The following is an 18,498-nucleotide window of genomic DNA, read 5'->3' as shown; positions in this document are numbered from 1 at the left end:
CGGCTGGTCCACCAGAGACGGATCGTTCGCGCGCTGGAGCTCTGGCGGCAGGACAGGGCAGGGCAGAGCCGGGCCGTGAGGTCGGCGCGGTCACCGGTGCACCGACCCGGGTTCTGAGTCGGACGCCGCGGATGCAGCCTGGTAACCGGCCGCCTGGAGGGTGAACATCTGGGCGTAGTCGCCCCCGAGGTCCATGAGCTGCTGGTGTGAGCCGGCTTCGGTGATCCGGCCGCCGTCGAAGACGAAGATCCGGTCGCACTCCACGACGCTCGCCAGCCGGTGCGAGATCAGCACGGTGATCTGATCCGTCCTGTTCTTGTTCCGCAACACCGCCTGGTAGACGGCGTGTTCGGCCTTGGGGTCCATGCTCGCCGTCGGCTCGTCGAGCAGCAGCACGGGAGCGTTCTTGTACAGCCCTCGCGCGACGGCGATCTTGGCCCATTGGCCGGCCGACAGCTCCTGGCCGCCTCGGAACCGTTTGGACAGCACCGCCTGCCAGGTTCCCGGCAGACCGGCGATGACCTGATCGGCACCGGAGGCCCGCGCGGCGTCCAGTGCTCGCTGGGGGTCGGCGTCGGTGAGCGTGCCACGGGAGACCGTGAGGTTCGCCAGCGCGCTGAAGGGGAAGTGCACCGGATCCTGCAGCACGGTGGCGACGCGTGCCTGCAGCGACTCGGAGTCCATGTCCCGCACGTCCACGCCGTCCCAGCGCACCGTGCCTTCGCCCGCCTCGTACAGCCCGGCGATCAGTCGTGAACAGGTGCTCTTCCCGGAGCCGTTGACGCCCACGAAGGCGACGGTCTCCCCGGCGCGCAGCGTCATCGAGATACCGCACAGCGCGGGAGTCTCCTTGCCCGGGTAGGTGAAGCTGACGTCCTCAAGCGTGAGGGCGGCGACGGTGACGGGCGCGGTCACCGCACGCCGACGGGGCTGCAGTCCACGGCAGCGCTCCTGGAACGTCAGGAGGTCATCGACCCACATGGCGTGCTCGTAGACCAGATGCGCCACGTCCACGAAGCGTGTCAGCGCGGTCTGTCCGGTCTGGATCGCCAGCACCGCGCCGGCACCGGCCGCGAGGGGAAGCCACCCGGCGATCAGCATGGCCCCCAGCGCGACATAGGTGATGCCGGTCCCGATCCCGCCCACGGCCCGGCCGCCCAGCGTCAGTACGGCGGAACTCACCCCGAGGTGGGTGTCCTCCTCGGCGATCCGGGCGGTCAGCCGGCGGTGCTCGTCCAGGATGGCGTTCTGGGCCGTGTCGGAGCGCAGTTCGGCGGCGGCGTCACGCTCCAGCAGCAGCCAGGAGAAGACCCGTACCCGGCGCTGGAGAGCGTTCCACCGCTTGAAGCTGTGGAACCGGGCCCGCGCCGTGCGTACTGCCGCGGCACCCACGGGCAGGACGGACAGCAGGAGCAAGGGGAGGAGAGCGGGGTGCAGAGTGGTGAGCACACCGGCCGTCCCGATCAGACCGAGCAGGGTGGCGGCCAGCGAGACGACTTGGCCGACGATCTGCCGGGCGTAGAACAGGCCGCGGTCGGAAGCGCGGTAGGCGTCGTCGTGCCAGTCGGCATCATCGACGACCTCCAGCCGCACATGCGCGGTCAGCCGCAGGAAGTCACACTCCAGCGCGGTGCGGATCTTCGGGGTCACCCGCGCCTGCGCGACAGCGACTCCGGCCTCAAGCAGCGCGCGTGCGGACAGGAAGCCCACCACGAGCAGGATCTGTGGCACCGCGTTGCGGACCTTGTCCGGCGTCGGCCCGTGGCCGAACAGTTCACGCAGCACGCCCACCGAAGCCACCAGCCCGAAGGCCGACATCGCCGCGGCGGCCAACTGCAGCACCACGACCGCCAGCGTGGCCGAGCGGTCGGCCTGCCACGCCAGCCGGCCGATCTGCCGCACGATGCGCGGCAGCCGCACCAGGACCTCGCCGACCGTCGACTTGGCCGCGGCGCCGTCGTAGACCGACCAGTACGCCTCTTCCAGCTCCTCGGCCATATCGCCGTCCGCCGGCCCCTTGGGCGCAGCGGTCGGCGGCAGGCCCAGCTGCTCCCGGCGGGGACCAGGAACACCGGTCTGCTCACCCGGTGTCGGAGACGCGTACCCTTCCGCCGCACTCATGCGCACCGCCCCGTATCCGCACGGCATGACATGTCCGTACCGGAGAAGCGGTCAACAAGGCGCCCCGAACCGTCAAGCACGCGCCCAGGGCAGAGCGTGGGCAGGAGCCCACGCCGCCGCCGTTCGAACCGGACGCGACCATTCACGAGGACGGACTCAGGATCCATGGCTTCTCCAGGAGGGCATCGGTGGGCACAGGCGCTCTAAAGAACGGCCCGTTCCACTCCCCGTAACGGGTGACCAGGGGGCAGATCGTGGACGCATGTTCCCTTGAGGGGTGGAGGGCGGACGCGGTCTTGACGGCGTGTCCAGACGGCTACTCGAACGGTGGGTGTCACCGCTTCGTGGGATGGCGCCGGCCCTGGCTGAGGTTTCGCGCGATGTTTGTCGTACGTGCAGGACATCTGTCGTCCGGGAGCGTTCTGCTCTGCCTCGGCGGCCGTCGATCCGTGTCCTGTCTCATGCAACCCGGCGGATTCTCATGGCATCTCACGCGCCGTGGCGGATTCTCCCTGGGGCACGGCTTGGCTGAGTTCGCGAGGGGAGCCGACCGTCCAGGAAGAATCCGGTCGCGCTCCGGCCGCGGAGCCGACAGGATGCGGCCATGTCTGACGCTCACTTGCTGATGCGCGCCCGGGAGTTGTGGGTGGAGATGGCGGGCACACCGGTCGAGTTCTGTCCCTCGGGAGGGGTGAAGGTCGTGGCCGCGCCGGGGTCGCGGTGGTCTCCGCCGTCGTGGACCGGGGTCGTACGGATCGCCGACGCTGCCATCGTCACGGCGCCGAGCGTGTGGGCCGCCGGGATGGTGGACGACGCCGTGCGGGAGATGTCCCACGAAGAGCTCGTCGACGTCGCTCGTCTGCGTGCGGTGCTGCCTGTGCTCGAAGTGCTCGGCCCGGCTTCGCTCTTCTATGCCGACCGGGACGGCTTTCTTCCTGCGCATGAAGGCGCCGGGGTCGAGCAGTTGCCGAGCGGTGACGGCGGTCTGGCCGCGCTGCTCGCCCTGTCCGGGGAGGAGGAGGCGGGCGAGAGCGGACTGGCGGACATCTCCTCTCCCGCCTTCATCCTCCGCCGGGGCGACGAGGTGATAGCCGCGGCCGGGTACCGGTCCTGGCCGCGGTCGGTGGCTCACCTGAGTGTGCTGGTTGCCCCGCACTGTCGGGGCCGGCACGTGGCTCGGGCCGTGGCGTCCGCAGCGGTGGCCCATGCCCTTGATGCCGGATTGCTGCCGCAGTGGAGAGCACGGCTCTGTCCCTCACAGCGTGTGGCGGTAGCTCTGGGATTCCAGGAACTGGGGACCCAGCTCAGCGTTCGCCTTGGCGACACACCGGTCGACCGGGGACGGGGACGGTGATGTCGTGAGCGAGAGGTAGCGGTACCTCCCGTGGCTCTGACGAGGAGCGGCGCCAGTACGTCGGATGTCTCGCGCGACACGTGGCCGGGCCAGGGCCGGGCCTTGCACCGACACCTGCCATCCCGCGGCCGTAGGCGGAGTGGACAGCTCGCTGACGTCGGGCCGTCCCGAGGAGTCGTAGACGAGGCGGAACGTCCGCGTCGTGGCGTTGTAGCGCTGCTCGCGTACGGTGCCTGCGACGGCGGGGGCGTAGGGACGCGCGGTCTGCGCGTCATGAATGACGGCGGTCGGCACACGGTGTCTCTGCGGTGTCATCTCGGCACGGTGGACCGGAACCAGTTGCGGTTTCGGTGAGCAGCAGGGCGATGTCGTCGGCCCGGTACGAGGAGCGCCGGGCGTTGTGCAGCAGTCGGCCGGCGAGTTCGTCCAGCGAGTCCGCGCGGGCGTGTGCCAGGGATGCTCGCAGGCGGTCGATTCCCACGTCGATGTCGGCTCCGGGTTCCTCGACCAGGCCGTCCGTGTAGAGGGCGAGGACGGACCCCGGGGGGAGGGCGATCCGGGTTCCGGGATAGGCGCTGGTGCGTTCCACACCGAGGAGCGGGCCGATGTCGAGGTCAAGGACATCAGTCGTCCCGTCGGGGCGGCGGAGCAGGGGTGGGGGGTGGCCGGCGGTGACGGCGCGGGCGTGGTGGGCATGGAGTTCGAGGTGGATACAGCAGCAGCTGGCCAGCAGCCCGGGGTCGAGGTCGATGAGGGTGCGGTTCACGCCCGCCATCACCTCGCCGGGTGCATGGCCCACGGCGGTGAAGGCCCGTACCGCGCTGCGCAGTTGGGCCATCGTGGCCGCGGCGGCGATGCTGTGCCCCTGCACGTCTCCGATGATGAGCGAGACCCCGTTACTTGTGGGGATGACGTCGTACCAGTCGCCACCGATGTCCATTCCACTGGTGCCGGGCAGATAGCGCGCAACGGTGCGGATGCCCGGGATCACCGGCAGCCGGTGCGGCAAGAGCGCCTGCTGCAGGCCGCGCGCGATGGCGAACTCCGAGTCGTAGAGCTGTGCTCGTTCCAAGGCCTGGGCGATCAGCCCGGCGAGCGCGGTGAGGACGCCGCGGTCCGTCTCCGTGAACTGATGGATCTTGTCGAAGCCCAGGACACAGATGCCGACCGGGTGGCTGGAGGCGATCAAGGGCAGATACACCCAGGAACTCACCTCGCCGGTGGGGACGCCCGGATAGTCCTGGGAAAGGTCCTGCTGCGATTCGATGAAGAGCGGAGCGCCCGAGGTGAGGGCCTCCGTACCGGGCAGGCGGGCGTGCAGCGGTGCGCCCTCCAGCCAGTCGAGGAAGTCTTCATGGTGCCCGGTGTGAAAGAGCAGGTGCATCGATTTGTTGCGGACCACGTAGATCGCGAGCTGCTGGCCTCCGAACGCGGGGAGGAGCTGGTCGGAGACGACTTCGCAGACTTCGCGGGTGGTGACCGCCTCGGTCAGCGCGCTGCCGAGCTGCAGGACGTGGTGCATGACGCCCAGGCGCGTCGGTGTGGCCGCAGTCGTTGACTCGGCCGAGGAGGTGGATGGTGCCGAGGCCGAGGGGGGTTGGCCGAGGGGCACCACGCGGCCCGTCACTCCCTCCGCTTCCGGATGGAGGGAGAAGGCGAGCCAGCGGTCGGGCGAGGGGCAGGCAAGGAAGGAGGCCGGCGCCTGCGAGATCATCGCGGACCGGTGCCTTGACTCGACATCGGGATCGGACAGCCAGGGCAGCGCGTCCCAGAGAATCCGGCCCAGCAGCTCGTCGCCGGAAACGCCCAGCAGCTGCAGGGCACTGTGGTTGGCGTAGGTGACCCGCCCGTCAGGGGCGAGGGAGAACAGCCCGTCCCGCAGCCGTTCGACCGCTGCGAGGGCCGCGCTGCCGGCCCGGGCGTCGACGACCGCGCCGACCAGGCGGGGGTGTGCCGCCGCGTCGTCGGCCTCCATTACGCGGCCCCACAGCTCGACCGTGCGGTACCCCTCGCCGCCGTACCTGCGATCCCGTACGCGCAGGGGGCGCGAGGTGATCCGGCCCCCCGAAGCTGCCTCCCGGACCCCGGACCGGAAGGCAGCAAGATCGCCCGGGTGGAGGTGGGCGTGAAGGCTTTCGGCTTGTCCATCGAAACTACGAGGATCGAGGCCGAAGATCGTGCAGAACTCGTCGTCCGCGGAGAAGCTGCCGGAGACGAGGTCCCGGCTGAACAAGCCGACCCGCACGGCCGTTGGTGAGGGAGCCGGGTTCTCGACGGGAATCGTGTCCGGGGCGCATTCCACAGGGGCGCCGTCACGGGCCCGGAGGGCGGCGAGGGCGGCCCCGAGCCGGTTGGCGATGGTCCGCACATGGCGGCGCTGGGCCCTGGAAAGCCCTTCGCTGCCGGGGGACGCCGCCCAGACGATCGCCAGCGAACCAAAGGTCTCCCCACCTGCGCCCACCGGCACGGAGCAGGAGCCGAAGGCGTACGGCAGAGCCACCGCGAGCTGCGGATAGCGGCGCATCGTCTCCTCTGCGTCGGCCAGGTGGACCGTGCGCCCGGAGCGGTACGCCGCGGCGACCGGGATGGGACTGCTCACCGGAATGAGGCGCCAGCCTCCGAGCAGGGAGGGCGGCACCCCGCAGGTGGCGGCGAGCACGACCGACCGGCGGTCGCGGGAGCGGAGAAAGACGCTCCCCGCGTACGCGCTGGTTCCTTCGACGGCCTCGACGACGGCCGCAGCGAGCAGATCCGCACGCTCCGCCGTCTCGCCGACGGTCATTCCGTGCATACCTCCAGTGTGCGCAGGTCGGCCCACCGGCCCAAGGCGGAAGTCCAGCGAGCCGGCCCGAGGGGGCAACCCAGCGGCCGGGCCAAGGGGGCAACCCAGCGAGATGTACCAAGGCGGAAACCCAGCGAGAGGGACCGATCACCGTCAGCAGGGCGGTGACTCGGGGCCCGACCATCGGTATGGATTCGTTGAAATGTGGGTCCAGGGTGACGAATTTCGTCGATCTCTGGTCGCTTCGCAATGGAATCGGTACTCTGCGAGGGGGGGTGGCCAACGGCGCCCGCCTGGTGCGCGCCTTCGCGGGGGAGGGGAGGAGGCCCGCACTCCGCCCCCGGGGCCGGACGCGCCCCGTGCCGCCGCCGGAGCAGCGCGCCTGCGTTGCCTCACTGAACAGGCGACCCCGGGCCAGTGGGACTACGCGCGCCGGCCCAGCCGCAAGGAACTCGCTGCCACCTCGTTGCTGGCCCTCTCCCTCGACGAGGCATCCGTGAAGATCCGCACCGGCGCCCCGGGCGACAGTGACACGCCCGACGCCGAACTCGGGCTGTGGGCCGGGGTCCTCCCCTCCGCGCCGCGCCCTCTGGGGTGAACTGGAACCCGATCCGGCCCTCCCCGCACACATCAAGACGCCACCCCACCTCGTGAACCGGCAAGGGGTTTCCGCTTTCGGTAACTGATGCCCAGGGGGCTGTACTTGAGAGCCGGGGCATCGACCGTGGAGCTGGGGCATCGACCGTGCACCCCACTACCGCCGCGCGACGACTCAGGCACCATCCCCTCGGCATTGATGGTCTCGAACCGTTCATGGTGGCCTGGCGGAACGGCTGGTGCCGGACGAGTTGTGGGTGCCCAGGCGCCGACAGGGGTCGGGGCGGCCTCGGTAGTTGCGGTACTTGCGGTAGTCGCGGTATCGCGGTGGCCGGGGTGGAGCCGTCGCGTCTGCCCCGACCGCTCAGTCGAACGTGCCGGCCAGGTAGGCGTTGCGGATTCTGATGAGGCGCGGCATGTACCGGCCCAGGAGGATTCTGTCGGCGATACGTCCGACAGGTCCCAGCGGCGAAGTGAAGTCGATGACGTCCCTCATCACGGTGCCGCCGGCGCCGTCGGGCTCGAAGTGGTGGGCGTGACGCCATCGCTTGAAAGGCCCGGACTCCTGCTCGTCCACGAAACGTCGGGGCCGGTCGTACGAGGTGATGCGGGCCTTGAGCCGCCAGGTCAGGCCGAAATGGCGAGCCTGGAAGGTCACTGTGTCACCGAGAGACAGCTCGCCCCGGGTCCTGCCACCAACTGCTCGCTCCGACGAAGCGGCCGTCGAGCGGGCAGCGCCGTTCCCCGCCGACTGGGCGACGCCTCCTACAGCATCTACCTGTGGCACTGGCCCCTCTACGTACTGCTGCCCCAGGAAGTCCTCGGATTCGGCGGGTGGGCGCGTACCGCGGTACTGATGGCCCTCTCCCTCGCGGCCGCCGTGCTGTCCAAGGCGGTGGTCGAGGACCCCATCCGCTTCCGCGCCCGATGGGCCACCGGCCGGACCGGCCTCGCCGTCCTCGCGGCGAGCGCGCTTGCCGCGGCCTCGCTATGGCTGCTCATCCCGCGACCACAGCTGGGTGCGCATTCAGTGGACGTCACACACTCAGCGCGACGACGCCCCAGGCGTGGCCCCACGGCTCTTGCGGCCGGTCGCCGGTGACCTGCGCATCAAGAGACTCTTCCGATGTCTGGACTCAAAGCCGCTGACGAGACCGAGTCCGTACGAACAAGCCCCGCTCCCGCCGCGGGAGCGGGGCGCCTCGCAAGGACGCCCGGTTCCGGCTCAGGCTCGCATGCCGCCGTCGACCCGGAGGACCGTGCCGGTGACGTAGGAGGAGCGGTCGCTGAGGAGCCAGGCGGCGGCCTGGGCGATCTCGTCCGGATGGGCGGCACGGCCCAGCGGGGTCTGGCTGTTGAGCTGGTCGATGATGCCCGGGGACTTCTCATCCCATTCGTGCAGCATCTCGGTGAGCGTGGTGCCGGGCGCGATGGCGTTGACGCGGATTCCTTCGGGGCCGTAGGTGGCGGCTGCCGACGCGGTGAGACTGTTGACCGCCCGCTTCGCCGCGCCGTACGCGGGCAGCTCGGGGTTGGCCATCAGGCTGCCGACGCTGGACGTGTTGACGATGGCCCCGCGCTTCGCGGTGGCGCGGATGGCGGCGATCTCGGCGCTCATGGCCAGCCACGGGCCCTTGAGGTTGACGGCGTAGATGTGGTCGAAATCGGCCTCCGACAGCTGGTCCATCGGGCCGGGCGGCTGGCCCGTCGCGCCGTTGTTGAAGGCCACGTCGAGCCGGCCGTACAGCTCCACGGACCGGTCGACGGCGGCACGGACGCTGGTCGGGTCGGCCAGGTCGCACACCACGTAGTCCGCGGTGCCGCCGGCCGTCCGGATCTCCTCGGTCACCGTCTTGAGCTGGTCTTCCGTGCGGGCCACGAGGAGCACCCGGGCTCCCTCCCGGGCGAACAGCCGCGCTGCTGCCGCGCCGATACCGCGGCCGGCACCGGTGATGAAGGCGACCTTGTCGGCGAGCAGGCCCGAGGTCGTGGTGGAGGTGATCGGTGTGTTGTTCATGCCGACGAGCCTGTGCCCGGCCGCCCCGCTCATCCAGGCACCGGCAGTACCTGGCTGGGAACCTCGGCGTCCGCGCACAATGGCGTGGTGAACCGAAGAGACCTGGCCGGCTTCCTGCGCAGCAGGCGCGAGCGCATCACCCCTGCCGATGTGGGGCTGCCCGCCGGGCCGCGCCGCCGCACCCCGGGACTGCGCCGTGAGGAGGTGGCGCATCTGGCGTTCATCTCGACCGAGTACTACACACGGCTGGAGCAGGCCCGCGCCCCACACCCCTCCCGCGAGGTGCTGGCCCAACTCGCCCGCGCGCTACGCCTGTCGGACGCCGAGCGCGACCATCTCCACCACCTTGCCGGTGCCCCGCCCGCGCCCCCGCCCGCGCCGTCGCGGGAGGTACGGCAGAGCATCATCGACCTGCTGCACCGGCTGCCGGAGGCCGCGGCGATCGTGCTGTCGGCGACGTATGAGGTCATCGCCTGGAACGACCTGGCCGCCGCCCTGATGGAGGACTTCTCGGCTCTGTCGCGCCGCGACCGGAATGTCCTCCGGCATGCCTTCCTCGACCCGTACCGGCACGGCCGACGGCTGTACGGCCACTCGGACGCGGCCGAGTTCACCCGGACCTCGGCCCAGCACCTGCGCGCCGCCGCAGCCCGCTACCCCAACGACCCTGAGGTGATCAGTCTGGTCGAGGAACTCCTCGCCGGCAGCGAGGAGTTCGCCCGGCTCTGGGCCGCCCACGATGTGACCGCCCGGCCCACCCTCTGCACGAGCTTTGACCACCCCCTCGTCGGCCTGGTCGCCGTCAACTGCGACGTTCTGGACATCGCTGATCGCGATCAGAGAGTCGTCATCTACACCGCCGCCCCCGGCTCGCCTTCGGAAGAGGCACTGCGGCTGCTGTCGGTCGTCGGCACGCAGCGCATGGACGTGCCCGGCTGACCTGTCTCCTGCCCGTGATCAAGGCCGGGAGCGGTCTTGGTCTCCTTGATGTGGCTGCAGAGCGGGGCCTTGCCCAGGTGTCGCAGTGAAAGGGACCCCGTACTGCCCGGCGGGGTGTCGGTGCCGGCAGCGGCGTCAGGCCCGTCGGATCGACACCGTGCGGGCCCCTGCCGGAGCCGCACCAAGCCCGGTGAGGACTCAGGGGCCTGGGGCCTGAGGCCTGGGGGACAACCCTGGCGGCAGCTCAGCGTTGAGCCTGTCGGCAGGCACCCGCTCGATGCGGGTCCAGCCCCGCCAGCCCCGCTCCGCCAGGATCGCCAACACCCGCTCGGCGCCCGGTGAGGACTCGACCATGGCTGAGTCCAGCAGGCCGACGAACTGGTCGTCGAAGCCGTCGGCACCCACCTCGCCGGCCTCCACGGCGCGCATCCTCAAGCGCTCCAGGATGTCGGCGATCTCGATGACCCGCGGATCGTCGGCCGGCCAGTCGAGCGCCCCTCTGAGAAAGCTGTAGAGCCTCACCATGTCGGGGTCGTCCAGCTGCTCGTGCTTCTTGGCGATCACGGCGTCGATCAGATGCGGCACCTGGGCGGCGATCATGATCCAGGCATCCCGCTCCAGCTCGATGTAGCGCTCCTCGACACCGAGACCGCGCAGCCGGTCAAGGTAGTCCACGACGCTCTGGGGGAGCGCCAGGTGCTCTCCGGCGGCGAGCCGGGCGAGCCGTCTGCGCGTGTCCTGCAGCCGCCGGACCTCGGCACGCAGGTTCTGGTCGATCTCCTGGACGCCATCGGCGAACTCCTCCGGGCCGGCGCCGAGGAGTTCCTGCACCCTGGCCAGCGGCACGCCGGCAGCTGCCAGGGTGTGGATCCGGATCAGTCGGACGACCGCGGCAGCGTCGTGGGTCCGGTACCCGGATCGGTCGCGTTCGGGCTCCGGCAGCAGCCCGATCTGGTGGTAGTGGCGTACCGCCCGCACCGTCACTCCGGCGTACGCCGCTAGCTGGCTGATGGTGAGCATGGGTCTCAGCCTGCCTCAGGCGATCTTCCGGCGATAGGCGACCATCGCGAAGACGTACGCCACGACGAGGATGCCGACGCACCAGGCGAAGGCGGTCCAGATGTCGTCGCCGACCGGCTGCTGGGCGAACAGCGCGCGGAGCGTGTTGACGATGGACGTCACCGGCTGGTTCTCGGCGAACCAGCGCACCGGGCCGGGCATCGTTGCGGTGGGCACGAATGCCGAGCTGAGGAACGGCAGGAAGATGAGCGGGTAGGAGAACACGCTCCCGCCTTCCGCCGACTTCGCGGAGAGACCGGCGATCACGGCGATCCATGTCAACGCCACGGTGAACAGGAGCAGGATGCCGGCGACCGCGAGCCAGGCCGGCACTCCCGCCCCCGAGCGAAAGCCCATGAGGAGGGCGACGCCCACGACGACCACGAGCGAGAGCAGGTTGGCGACCAGCGAGGTCAGCACGTGCGCCCACAGCACGCCCGACCGTGCGATCGGCAGGGACTGGAATCTTTCGAAGATCCCGCTCTGCATGTCCATGAAGAGCCGGAGCGCGGTGTAGGCGACGCCCGACGCGACGGTGATGAGCAGAATGCCGGGCAGCATCTAGTTCACGTACGAATCCGACCCGGTGTCGATCGCGCCGCCGAATACGTAGACGAACATCAGCATCATGGCGACCGGTGTGATGACGGTCGTGATGATGGTGTCCATGCTGCGTGTGACATGGCGCAGGGTCCGCCCCGTGAGAGCAGCAGTGTCGCCGGAGAGCAGGTCGTCCGCGACCGCGCCCGGGTCCTTGAGGTGGCGCAGCCTGGCGACGAGTAACAGGTTCTCCCGGCCGCTGAGGATCTCGTCGACGGCCGCGAACTGCCCGGTGAGGCTGATGGACTCCCGCGCGTTCGCCGGTTGGGTGGCGACGTCGAAGCCATTGACGCTCGCCGTTCCCGCGTCGGCCTTGAGGAGTGTGGCGAGGATCCGCACGGTCGTGGTCTTGCCCGACCCGTTGGAGCCGAGCAGGGCGAAGATGTTGCCCCGCGCCACGTCGAAGTCCACGCCGCGCAGCACTTCGAGCTTCCCGTACGACTTCTCGAGACCCTGCACACGAATCGCCGGACCGGCGATCGATTGGGCTGTCATGGTCATCTGCCTCCTTTGCGGAGCTGTTCCAGGCGACTGTGAGGAAGCTCCTGCCGAAAGGATGGAGGGTTGACCCAGCGTCAAGGTCAAGCAAGCCCCAGCGTCTTTGAGAGTCGGGGGTCCGTCATGAGCCGGATCGTAAGAGCGGCGCCGGCGACGACGAGCGGGACCCCCGAAACCGCCCTGCCAGCCGATCTGCACGGCAGACTGCCGCCCCCGGCCCGCACGAGCACCCCCGAACAACGTCACTCTTCGGGTCGTATCACTGGCTGACGACGATGTGGAAATTGCCGAACGCCGAGCCGGCGGTGACGAATCCACCGTATGGGCCGGCGACGAAGTTGGCCGCCTCCTGCCCCGGGATGCCGGGCAGGCAACGATGTTGAGTTCCAAGCTGATGGGCCGCGGCCGACCGCCCCTGCGGTCAGGGCTGGTCGTACCAGGCAAACGCGGCGATCCGCCAGCCCTCTGAGGTGCGGACGAACTGGAGGGTCTTGGTCCCGCCTCCCTCGAACGGCTCACCATCCAAGGTCCCGGACTTGCGGTACTCGCCGAACCGCGACGCGATATCGCCCGCGATCTCTGTCCGTTCGGAGGTCTCCCACTCGGAGAACTCGACGAGCTGACCGTCGGTCAGCAGCCGCTGGCGAGGCTCGATGAACTCGTCCACGGTGTAGACCGTGAACTCCGGGCCGGTCTGGACGATCACACCCCCCGGAAGAACCAGCCGGCGGATCCGGGCCACGTCGGCAGCCTTGCCGCCCCGGTTGTCAAAGGCCTCGAAGAACTCGGCGGTCACCATGTCAATCTCGATCTTGGACATGGCGCGACAGTAACAGCGAAGGGGGCCCGGACGTCGTCGGTCTCGACTTCGACGCCAACTCCGCTGCCCGCAAGCCTACTTCGTTTAGGGCGGGGCCCAGCTCTGTCCTGAGTGCGCGTCAGGTCTCCTGTGGCGGTTTCCAGTTGATCGCAAATCTCAGCGGTTTTGCCTCTGCACGGCGTCGGGGGTGACGGGCGTGAAGAAATTGATCAGATTCCCGTCGGGGTCGCGGAAGAGGAGGGAGCGGTTGCCCCATGGCATCGTCGTGGGCGTCTGGACGAACTCGCAGCCGAGGAGGGTCAAACGCTGGTATTCCGCGTCGACGTCGGCGACGCGGAACTCTGTGATCACCGTGCGGTTGGCGGCCGGTCGGGCGGAGTCGGCGCCGAACAGTGCCACCGTGCGGCTGCCGGCTACCGCCAATGTGCAGGACGGCGTCACGAGTTCGGCGAAGTCAGGGGTCGACCAAGTTGCCGAAACGGCGGTGACCTGTTCGTAGAACGCGACAAGACGAGCGACGTCGTGGGTGATCACGCGAATCGATACGAAGTTCATGAGTGGCTTCCTGCCAGGGGTGAGAGCGGATGGAGGGGCGCCTCGAACGCTAAGGGGGATACCGGGCAGAATCCGCCCGGTATCTGAGGCAGACTTCCTGGGGTGACCACATCGACCGCCCGGGTGCTCGCCCTGCTGGAGATCCTTCAGGGGGGTGGCCTCCGCACCGTCCCCGACCTGGCCGCGCGTCTGGACGTCGATGAACGCACGGTCCGTCGCTACGTCGGACACCTCCTTGAACTCGGTGTGCCCGTCGACTCGGTGCGTGGCCGCTACGGTGGCTACCGGCTCGCTCCTGGCTATCGGATGCCGCCGCTGATGCTCACCGACGAAGAGGCCCTGGCCGTTCTGCTCGGTCTCCTGGCCGGCCAACGGGCCGGACTGATCACCACCTCTGCCGCGGCGAGCGGGAGTGCCGCGGCGAAATTGCGGCGGGTACTGCCCAAAGCTCTGGGGCGGCGGCTGGAGGCACTGCTGGAGACCGCCGACTTCACCGCGCGTCCCCGTCCCGGCACCGCACCGGAAACAGGTGTGCTGCTCGCCCTCGCTGAGGCAGCACGCCATCGACGGCCGGTGGCGATCAGCTACACGGACCGAAAGGGCCACAGCAGCGACCGCACCGTCCTGCCCTACGGCCTCGTGGCGCATTCCGGGCGGTGGTATCTGACCGGCGCCGATCCGGCCGGCGGAGTCGTGCGTACCTTCCGGCTGGACCGGATCGCCGCCATGACCGTGCAGTCCGGCGCGTTCGTCGTTCCGGCGGAATTCGACCCGGCGGCCACGGTGCTGGACAGCCTCGCCCAGACGCCATGGACCCACGAGGTGTCGCTGCGTATCCGCAACAGCGAGCAGCACATCCGTAGACATTTCCCGGCCGATATCGCCACCTTGTCCACGATCCCGGCTACCGCCACACCCGACGACGCCGGCCAAGCCGGCCCCGGCGAGTCCCGCTCCGATGACTCAAGCGCCCCCGCGGCAGCCGACGGAGGCACCGGTTGGGTGCACGTCCGGATCCGGGCCGAGCGGCTGGACTGGATTCCCCCTGTACTCGCCGCTCTCGACAGCCCGTTCATCATCGAACGCCCCACTGCCCTGCGCGATCTCGTGCGTGCGCTGGCCCGCCGCCTGGACGAGCACGCTGCCGACCCCGGCCATCCATAGCAACGGCGGAGAGGGTGCCACCCATCGTCGTCACGTGTCCGGCCAGCTAGGTCACCACAATCCGGCAGCAGTTCGGCGTCCGTCATTTCGGGGGTCGCCCGATCCGGCGACAAGGGGCCACGTGGTCGTCGATGAACACGTACAGTGCCGCCAGAAGGGCGTCCAGGCCGGTAGTCACACACGAGCCAGCGGGCGCCCTTCGTCATGGTCGCGGCCAGCACAGACATCAGACTCATTCATCTAGCCTTGGTCCCACCGGTGCGAGGGAGCGCGCACACCTCGGAGGGGACGAAGGCAACGATGCGGGCACGGATCGAACTACACGACACCGACTGGACCGGGGCGGGACACGCCTACGGCGACGGAGCGGACACCCTCAAGTGGCTTCGCGACGCCTGTGGCGAGGACTCGGACCGCGCCGAGCGGGCCGTTCACGTCCTCCACAACTGCCTGGTCCACCAGGGAAGCGTCTACGCGGGGTCGGCCAAGGCGTACCCCTTTCTTGTGGATCTCCTGCTCGACCCCGCGGCACCTGGCCGGGCAACCCTCGCTGACCTGCTGCTCGACATCACCCTCGGCATCGCGGAGACCGAAGCCGTGCACCACGAGGTCCGTGCGGCCCACGCGCGGGCGACACCCCGCCTGCTGCCCCTCCTCACCGACCCGGTCCGTGAAGTGCGGCACCGTGTCGCCTACATGACCGGGTTGCGCACCGGGCACGAGGAGCTTGCCGTACGCGCGCTGGGCGAGCGCGCCCTCAGCGAACCGGACCCGCTCATCGCGGCGGTCATGACCGGTGGCGTCGCCCGGCACGACGTGGCCGACCGCGCCGCATGGCTCTCCGGCGCTCTGGCGCCCCGTCACTCACCCGCTGTGCGCGCCGCCGCCGCGTGGGGCATCGCCCAAGCCGGACTGCCGTGGACCACCGAGGTGACCACCGCCGTCGCCGAGGCCTGGGAGCACGGCGACGTGCTCAACGGAGATGTCATCGAAGGTGAACAGTGGCGCTGGTCGGACAACCCGCTGGCAGAGACTCTCATCGCCATGGCTGACCCGGTCCGTGCGGCGGAGATCTGCCTACGTCTGACCCAGTCGGACGACGAGGACACCGCGGAGTGCGGCGCCGTCGCCGCCGTCGGCCTCTTGGAGGAACACCCGCACGCGCACCCGGCGTTCGCCCCCGTGATCGCCGCGGCCCGCGCTCACCGGGACCTCCATATCCGCTCTTACGCCGATGACCTCGACGCCCTCACATCGGCGGACGAGGGGGATCGCTCCGTGCGCTAGGCGTGGTCGCGCTCCCTGCTCCTCGCCGGTGCGGCGGTGATCCCACTGTCACGACGCCTGCCGCCCAGCCGGGGCACTGCTACGCGATCCGGTCCGGCTGGAGACGCTGAAGAGGGTACCTGTTCTCGGCGAAAACGATCGCTTCGATCACCTCCTGGTGATCCCGCCGGCGACCACCCGGCTGCGGAGTCATGTCCGGGAGCAACGTCTCAATTCGCGTCCACTGCACATCAGTTGATGGCGCACGCGGACCGACGACGGGCTGATCCAAACGAAACTGCCTGGCCCCTGGGGCAATGACCGCAACGAGGCCGGGGCAGGATGCCGCCCCGGCCTCGTCCGTCGTACGGTTCAGGTGGCGCTGCAGCTTTCCAGGGAGCGGCCGAGGGTTTCCGGCGCCATCGCGACCGAGACCGCCACGCCGACCACGGACACCGCGCTGGCCAGCAACATGGTGGGACCGATGCCCCAGTTGTCCAGGGCGATGGGAGTGAGGAACGTGCCCACGGCCGCCGCGATCCGGCTGAAGCCCGTTCCCACGCCGACTTCCACTGCCACTCGAACATGGTGCGCGCAGTGCTGCCGTACGGGCTGACGGAGTTCGATGTGCACGACGTCCTCAATGTCTTCCAGTGCACCGGGCTCAACGAGGACGACCAGTACTTCATGAAGGACTGCCCGGCCCGGCCCGGCGACCACTTCGAGTTCTTCGCCGAGCTCGATCTGCTGTGCGCGCTGTCCACCTGCCCCGGCGGCGATCTGTCCGTACCGCTGTGGGGGCCGGACGCGGGCGACCCGCTCGAGGTGTGCCATCCGATCGGCATCGAGGTCTACGAGGTCGACGACGCCCTCCTGGAAGGCTGGACACCTCCGCAGCGCGCCGCCTACCGGAATCTGCACGGCATGAACCTCCCGGCCTGGCAGGGATGATCACGGCGGCAGACCTGACGGGCCACCCGGGCCGCGGAGTCGGCCCCCGAACCCTCGTCCGCCGATGAGCCCGGCTCCCGCACGGCCCCCGGTCTGCACCCTCCGCAGGGTGGGCAGCACGGCACTGCTCGCGGAACTGGACAGCCTCGACGATGTGCTCGCACTGCGCGTGGCGATGCAGCAGCGGACGCCGTGCGGCGTAGGGGAGTTGGTCGCTGCCGCGCGCACGCTGCTGGTCACCTATGACCCTGCCGCCACGGAACACGAGACGCTGGCCCGCGAGGTGAGACGCTGCGCCGAGGAGCTCACCGGGGTGCCGCCGAGAGCAGCCCCCGGCCGCAGCGAACTTGTCATCCCGGTCCGCTACGACGGCCCCGACCTCGACGATGTCGCCGAGCGGACCGGGATGAGCGTGGCTGACGTGATCGCCCGGCACACGGCACCCCAGTACACCGTGGCCTTCGCCGGCTTCGCGCCCGGCTTCGGCTACCTTCACGGCACCGACCCGGCACTGCGGCTGCCCCGCCGCGCCGAGCCGCGCACCGAAGTGCCGGCCGGCGCCGTCGCGGTGGCGAGCGAATTCACCGGCGTCTATCCACGCCCGTCACCCGGCGGCTGGCAACTCCTCGGCACCACCTCCCTCACCCTGTGGGACGCGGGGGCGGACCCGCCGGCGCTGCTCGTACCCGGCCGGACCGTACGTCTGCGGGCGGTGAGTCGGTGAACGCGCGCAGCCTGGAGATCCTCGCGCCGGGCCCGCTGACCACCGTGCAGGACCTCGGCCGCCCGGGCTGGTCCCACCTCGGCGTCCCGCACTCGGGTGCCGCTGACCCCGCCTCCCTGGCCCTCGCCAACCGGCTGCTCGGCAAGCCCGGGAACGCCGCGGCTCTGGAGATCACCTACGGCGGGCTGCGGGCCCGACTGCGCTCCCGCCGCCCGGACGGCACCAGATCGGTTCTCTACACCGTCCTCACGGGGCGCCTTGCCCGGCCCGTCTCGACGGCAGGCCCCTTGCCATGAACGCCCCCATCGCGGTGCACGACGGGCAACAGCTCGAACTCGGCCTGCCGACTTCAGGGTTGCGCACCTACCTCGCGGTCCGCGGAGGACTGGACGTGCCCGTCACACTGGGCTCCCGATCGGCAGATGTGCTGTCCAAGCTGGGGCCGCCGCCGCTGACCACCGGCGATGTCATACCGGTGGCGCCCCCGGTGGGCCGTATGCCGGGCGTGGACCTTGCACCGTGCACCGCGCCGCCGCGCACATTCGTCCTCAGAGTGGTGCCCGGGCCGCGGGACGACTGGTTCGACGCGGCATCGGTCGCGGCGCTCTACAACGAGCGCTGGGAAGCCGACAGCCGCAGCAACCGGGTGGGCGTCCGGCTCTCCGGACCGGTCCTGCAACGGCGCAAGGCGGGCGAGCTCCCGGCCGAGGGCCATGATGCGCGGAGCCCTGCAGGTCCCGCCCAATGGCCTCCCGGTGCTGTTCCTCGCTGACCATCCGGTGACCGGCGGCTATCCGGTGATCGGCGTCGTGCACGCGGAGGACCTGTCACTTGCCGGGCAGCTGCGCCCCGGCGCGGCCGTGCGATTCTGCAAGTACCGGCGCAGACGACGGGGCGCGATGGCCTTGGGCGTGGAGCGCGTACCCACCTAGGTGTGCTGTCCGGGGAGGCTGGGGATCGTCCCAGCCGAACAGAGCCTCGTGCCCGGACCGACCATCCCGGCCACACCCGCGCCCAGGTCATGACCCGCGCCGCCGACCTCATCCTCAAC

Annotated in this window: 17 protein-coding genes and 4 pseudogenes; 10 read left to right on the top strand and 11 right to left on the bottom strand. The window is 70.0% G+C overall.

All coding sequences use genetic code 11. From position 1 onward, the window contains the following. Positions 1-90 precede the first annotated feature (90 nt). The gene (locus AB0C46_RS35020; protein ID WP_362832933.1) at positions 91-2,121 is read right to left on the bottom strand and encodes an ABC transporter ATP-binding protein; all 2,031 of its coding nucleotides are present in this window, start codon (positions 2,119-2,121) and stop codon (positions 91-93) included. 604 nt (positions 2,122-2,725) lie between these two features. Between AB0C46_RS35020 and AB0C46_RS35015 the strand changes: the two genes are divergently transcribed. Further along, the gene (locus AB0C46_RS35015) at positions 2,726-3,475 is read left to right on the top strand and encodes a GNAT family N-acetyltransferase (RefSeq protein WP_362832931.1); all 750 of its coding nucleotides are present in this window, start codon (positions 2,726-2,728) and stop codon (positions 3,473-3,475) included. On the opposite strand, the gene AB0C46_RS35010 is transcribed toward AB0C46_RS35015, so the two are convergent. Both AB0C46_RS35010 and AB0C46_RS35005 read right to left on the bottom strand, forming a co-directional pair. Beyond that, a complete protein-coding gene (locus AB0C46_RS35010) occupies positions 3,377-3,790 on the bottom strand; it encodes a hypothetical protein (RefSeq protein WP_362832929.1) in 414 nt (137 codons plus the stop codon). The genes AB0C46_RS35015 and AB0C46_RS35010 overlap by 99 nt on opposite strands. Continuing rightward, positions 3,747-6,266 (bottom strand): SpoIIE family protein phosphatase, encoded by a 2,520-nt coding sequence (locus AB0C46_RS35005; RefSeq protein WP_362832927.1) that lies wholly within the window; start codon positions 6,264-6,266, stop codon positions 3,747-3,749. The genes AB0C46_RS35010 and AB0C46_RS35005 overlap by 44 nt, the downstream gene beginning before the upstream one ends. Before the next feature lie 373 nt (positions 6,267-6,639). Between AB0C46_RS35005 and AB0C46_RS35000 the strand changes: the two are divergent. Next, positions 6,640-6,943: pseudogene (locus AB0C46_RS35000) on the top strand (pyridoxamine 5'-phosphate oxidase family protein); the annotation flags it as partial. Positions 6,944-7,218: 275 nt separating this feature from the next. Here AB0C46_RS35000 and AB0C46_RS34995 read toward each other — a convergent pair. Then, positions 7,219-7,587: pseudogene (locus tag AB0C46_RS34995) on the bottom strand (SRPBCC family protein); the annotation flags it as partial. Here AB0C46_RS34995 and AB0C46_RS34990 point away from each other — a divergent pair. After that, the gene (locus AB0C46_RS34990; protein WP_362832983.1) at positions 7,492-7,956 is read left to right on the top strand and encodes a hypothetical protein; all 465 of its coding nucleotides are present in this window, start codon (positions 7,492-7,494) and stop codon (positions 7,954-7,956) included. The pseudogene AB0C46_RS34995 and the gene AB0C46_RS34990 overlap by 96 nt on opposite strands. A gap of 123 nt (positions 7,957-8,079) precedes the next feature. On the opposite strand, the gene AB0C46_RS34985 is transcribed toward AB0C46_RS34990, so the two are convergent. Continuing rightward, a complete protein-coding gene (locus AB0C46_RS34985) occupies positions 8,080-8,871 on the bottom strand; it encodes a glucose 1-dehydrogenase (protein ID WP_362832925.1) in 792 nt (263 codons plus the stop codon). An 87-nt stretch (positions 8,872-8,958) separates the two neighbouring features. On the opposite strand from AB0C46_RS34985, the gene AB0C46_RS34980 reads away from it, so the two are divergent. After that, the gene (locus AB0C46_RS34980) at positions 8,959-9,810 is read left to right on the top strand and encodes a helix-turn-helix transcriptional regulator (protein WP_362832923.1); all 852 of its coding nucleotides are present in this window, start codon (positions 8,959-8,961) and stop codon (positions 9,808-9,810) included. Positions 9,811-10,008: 198 nt separating this feature from the next. On the opposite strand, the gene AB0C46_RS34975 is transcribed toward AB0C46_RS34980, so the two are convergent. The 5 genes and pseudogenes from AB0C46_RS34975 to AB0C46_RS34955 form a co-directional block, all read right to left on the bottom strand. Continuing rightward, a complete protein-coding gene (locus tag AB0C46_RS34975; RefSeq protein ID WP_362832921.1) occupies positions 10,009-10,830 on the bottom strand; it encodes a MerR family transcriptional regulator in 822 nt (273 codons plus the stop codon). A 15-nt stretch (positions 10,831-10,845) separates the two neighbouring features. After that, on the bottom strand, positions 10,846-11,430 hold the full coding sequence (locus AB0C46_RS34970; protein ID WP_362832919.1) for an ABC transporter permease: 585 nt from the start codon (positions 11,428-11,430) through the stop codon (positions 10,846-10,848). Positions 11,431-11,592: 162 nt separating this feature from the next. Beyond that, positions 11,593-11,964 (bottom strand): annotated as a pseudogene (locus tag AB0C46_RS34965) (ATP-binding cassette domain-containing protein); the annotation flags it as partial. A 424-nt stretch (positions 11,965-12,388) separates the two neighbouring features. Further along, positions 12,389-12,787: a nuclear transport factor 2 family protein gene (locus tag AB0C46_RS34960; protein ID WP_362832917.1), complete on the bottom strand. Its 399-nt coding sequence runs from the start codon at positions 12,785-12,787 to the stop codon at positions 12,389-12,391. Positions 12,788-12,943: 156 nt separating this feature from the next. After that, positions 12,944-13,342, bottom strand: coding sequence for a VOC family protein (locus AB0C46_RS34955; RefSeq protein ID WP_362832915.1), 399 nt, complete (start codon positions 13,340-13,342; stop codon positions 12,944-12,946). 102 nt (positions 13,343-13,444) lie between these two features. Here AB0C46_RS34955 and AB0C46_RS34950 point away from each other — a divergent pair, with 102 nt between their 5' ends. Further along, positions 13,445-14,506 carry a WYL domain-containing protein gene (locus AB0C46_RS34950; RefSeq protein ID WP_362832913.1) on the top strand — a complete coding sequence of 354 codons (1,062 nt, stop codon included), beginning with the start codon at positions 13,445-13,447 and terminating at the stop codon, positions 14,504-14,506. A 300-nt stretch (positions 14,507-14,806) separates the two neighbouring features. After that, positions 14,807-15,793, top strand: a complete 987-nt coding sequence (locus AB0C46_RS34945; protein WP_362832911.1) for a hypothetical protein — start codon at positions 14,807-14,809, stop codon at positions 15,791-15,793. A 351-nt stretch (positions 15,794-16,144) separates the two neighbouring features. Here the strand turns inward: AB0C46_RS34945 and AB0C46_RS34940 are convergent, their stop codons facing one another. Further along, on the bottom strand, positions 16,145-16,351 hold the full coding sequence (locus AB0C46_RS34940; protein ID WP_362832909.1) for a hypothetical protein: 207 nt from the start codon (positions 16,349-16,351) through the stop codon (positions 16,145-16,147). Between the two features lie 6 nt (positions 16,352-16,357). On the opposite strand from AB0C46_RS34940, the gene AB0C46_RS34935 reads away from it, so the two are divergent. The 4 genes and pseudogenes from AB0C46_RS34935 to AB0C46_RS34920 all read left to right on the top strand — a co-directional run bounded on the left by AB0C46_RS34935 (position 16,358) and on the right by AB0C46_RS34920 (position 18,379). Then, positions 16,358-16,723 carry a DUF1989 domain-containing protein gene (locus tag AB0C46_RS34935; RefSeq protein WP_362832907.1) on the top strand — a complete coding sequence of 122 codons (366 nt, stop codon included), beginning with the start codon at positions 16,358-16,360 and terminating at the stop codon, positions 16,721-16,723. 64 nt (positions 16,724-16,787) lie between these two features. Then, positions 16,788-17,447, top strand: coding sequence for an allophanate hydrolase subunit 1 (locus tag AB0C46_RS34930; RefSeq protein ID WP_362832905.1), 660 nt, complete (start codon positions 16,788-16,790; stop codon positions 17,445-17,447). Next, positions 17,444-17,743 (top strand): hypothetical protein, encoded by a 300-nt coding sequence (locus AB0C46_RS34925; protein ID WP_362832903.1) that lies wholly within the window; start codon positions 17,444-17,446, stop codon positions 17,741-17,743. The genes AB0C46_RS34930 and AB0C46_RS34925 overlap by 4 nt, the downstream gene beginning before the upstream one ends. Further along, positions 17,740-18,379: pseudogene (locus tag AB0C46_RS34920) on the top strand (biotin-dependent carboxyltransferase family protein). Before AB0C46_RS34925 ends, AB0C46_RS34920 begins: the two are co-directional and overlap by 4 nt. The last annotated feature ends 119 nt before the right edge of the window (positions 18,380-18,498 follow it).

It is taken from the genome of Streptomyces sp. NPDC048637, from assembly GCF_040650675.1.
Lineage (GTDB): Bacteria > Actinomycetota > Actinomycetes > Streptomycetales > Streptomycetaceae > Streptomyces.
The sequence above is the reverse complement of the archived record's forward strand: the minus strand, read 5'-3'. Positions and strand labels throughout refer to the sequence as shown.

Bases quoted from the DNA above. Each gene is read 5' to 3' on its own strand.
- AB0C46_RS35020 (WP_362832933.1), bottom strand. From the start codon at position 2,121: ATGAGTGCGGCGGAAGGGTACGCGTCTCCGACACCGGGTGAGCAGACC.
- AB0C46_RS35015 (WP_362832931.1), top strand. From the start codon at position 2,726: ATGTCTGACGCTCACTTGCTGATGCGCGCCCGGGAGTTGTGGGTGGAG.
- AB0C46_RS35010 (WP_362832929.1), bottom strand. From the start codon at position 3,790: ATGACACCGCAGAGACACCGTGTGCCGACCGCCGTCATTCATGACGCG.
- AB0C46_RS35005 (WP_362832927.1), bottom strand. From the start codon at position 6,266: ATGCACGGAATGACCGTCGGCGAGACGGCGGAGCGTGCGGATCTGCTC.
- AB0C46_RS34990 (WP_362832983.1), top strand. From the start codon at position 7,492: ATGGCGAGCCTGGAAGGTCACTGTGTCACCGAGAGACAGCTCGCCCCG.
- AB0C46_RS34985 (WP_362832925.1), bottom strand. From the start codon at position 8,871: ATGAACAACACACCGATCACCTCCACCACGACCTCGGGCCTGCTCGCC.
- AB0C46_RS34975 (WP_362832921.1), bottom strand. From the start codon at position 10,830: ATGCTCACCATCAGCCAGCTAGCGGCGTACGCCGGAGTGACGGTGCGG.
- AB0C46_RS34970 (WP_362832919.1), bottom strand. From the start codon at position 11,430: ATGCTGCCCGGCATTCTGCTCATCACCGTCGCGTCGGGCGTCGCCTAC.
- AB0C46_RS34960 (WP_362832917.1), bottom strand. From the start codon at position 12,787: ATGTCCAAGATCGAGATTGACATGGTGACCGCCGAGTTCTTCGAGGCC.
- AB0C46_RS34955 (WP_362832915.1), bottom strand. From the start codon at position 13,342: ATGAACTTCGTATCGATTCGCGTGATCACCCACGACGTCGCTCGTCTT.
- AB0C46_RS34945 (WP_362832911.1), top strand. From the start codon at position 14,807: ATGCGGGCACGGATCGAACTACACGACACCGACTGGACCGGGGCGGGA.
- AB0C46_RS34935 (WP_362832907.1), top strand. From the start codon at position 16,358: ATGGTGCGCGCAGTGCTGCCGTACGGGCTGACGGAGTTCGATGTGCAC.
- AB0C46_RS34930 (WP_362832905.1), top strand. From the start codon at position 16,788: ATGAGCCCGGCTCCCGCACGGCCCCCGGTCTGCACCCTCCGCAGGGTG.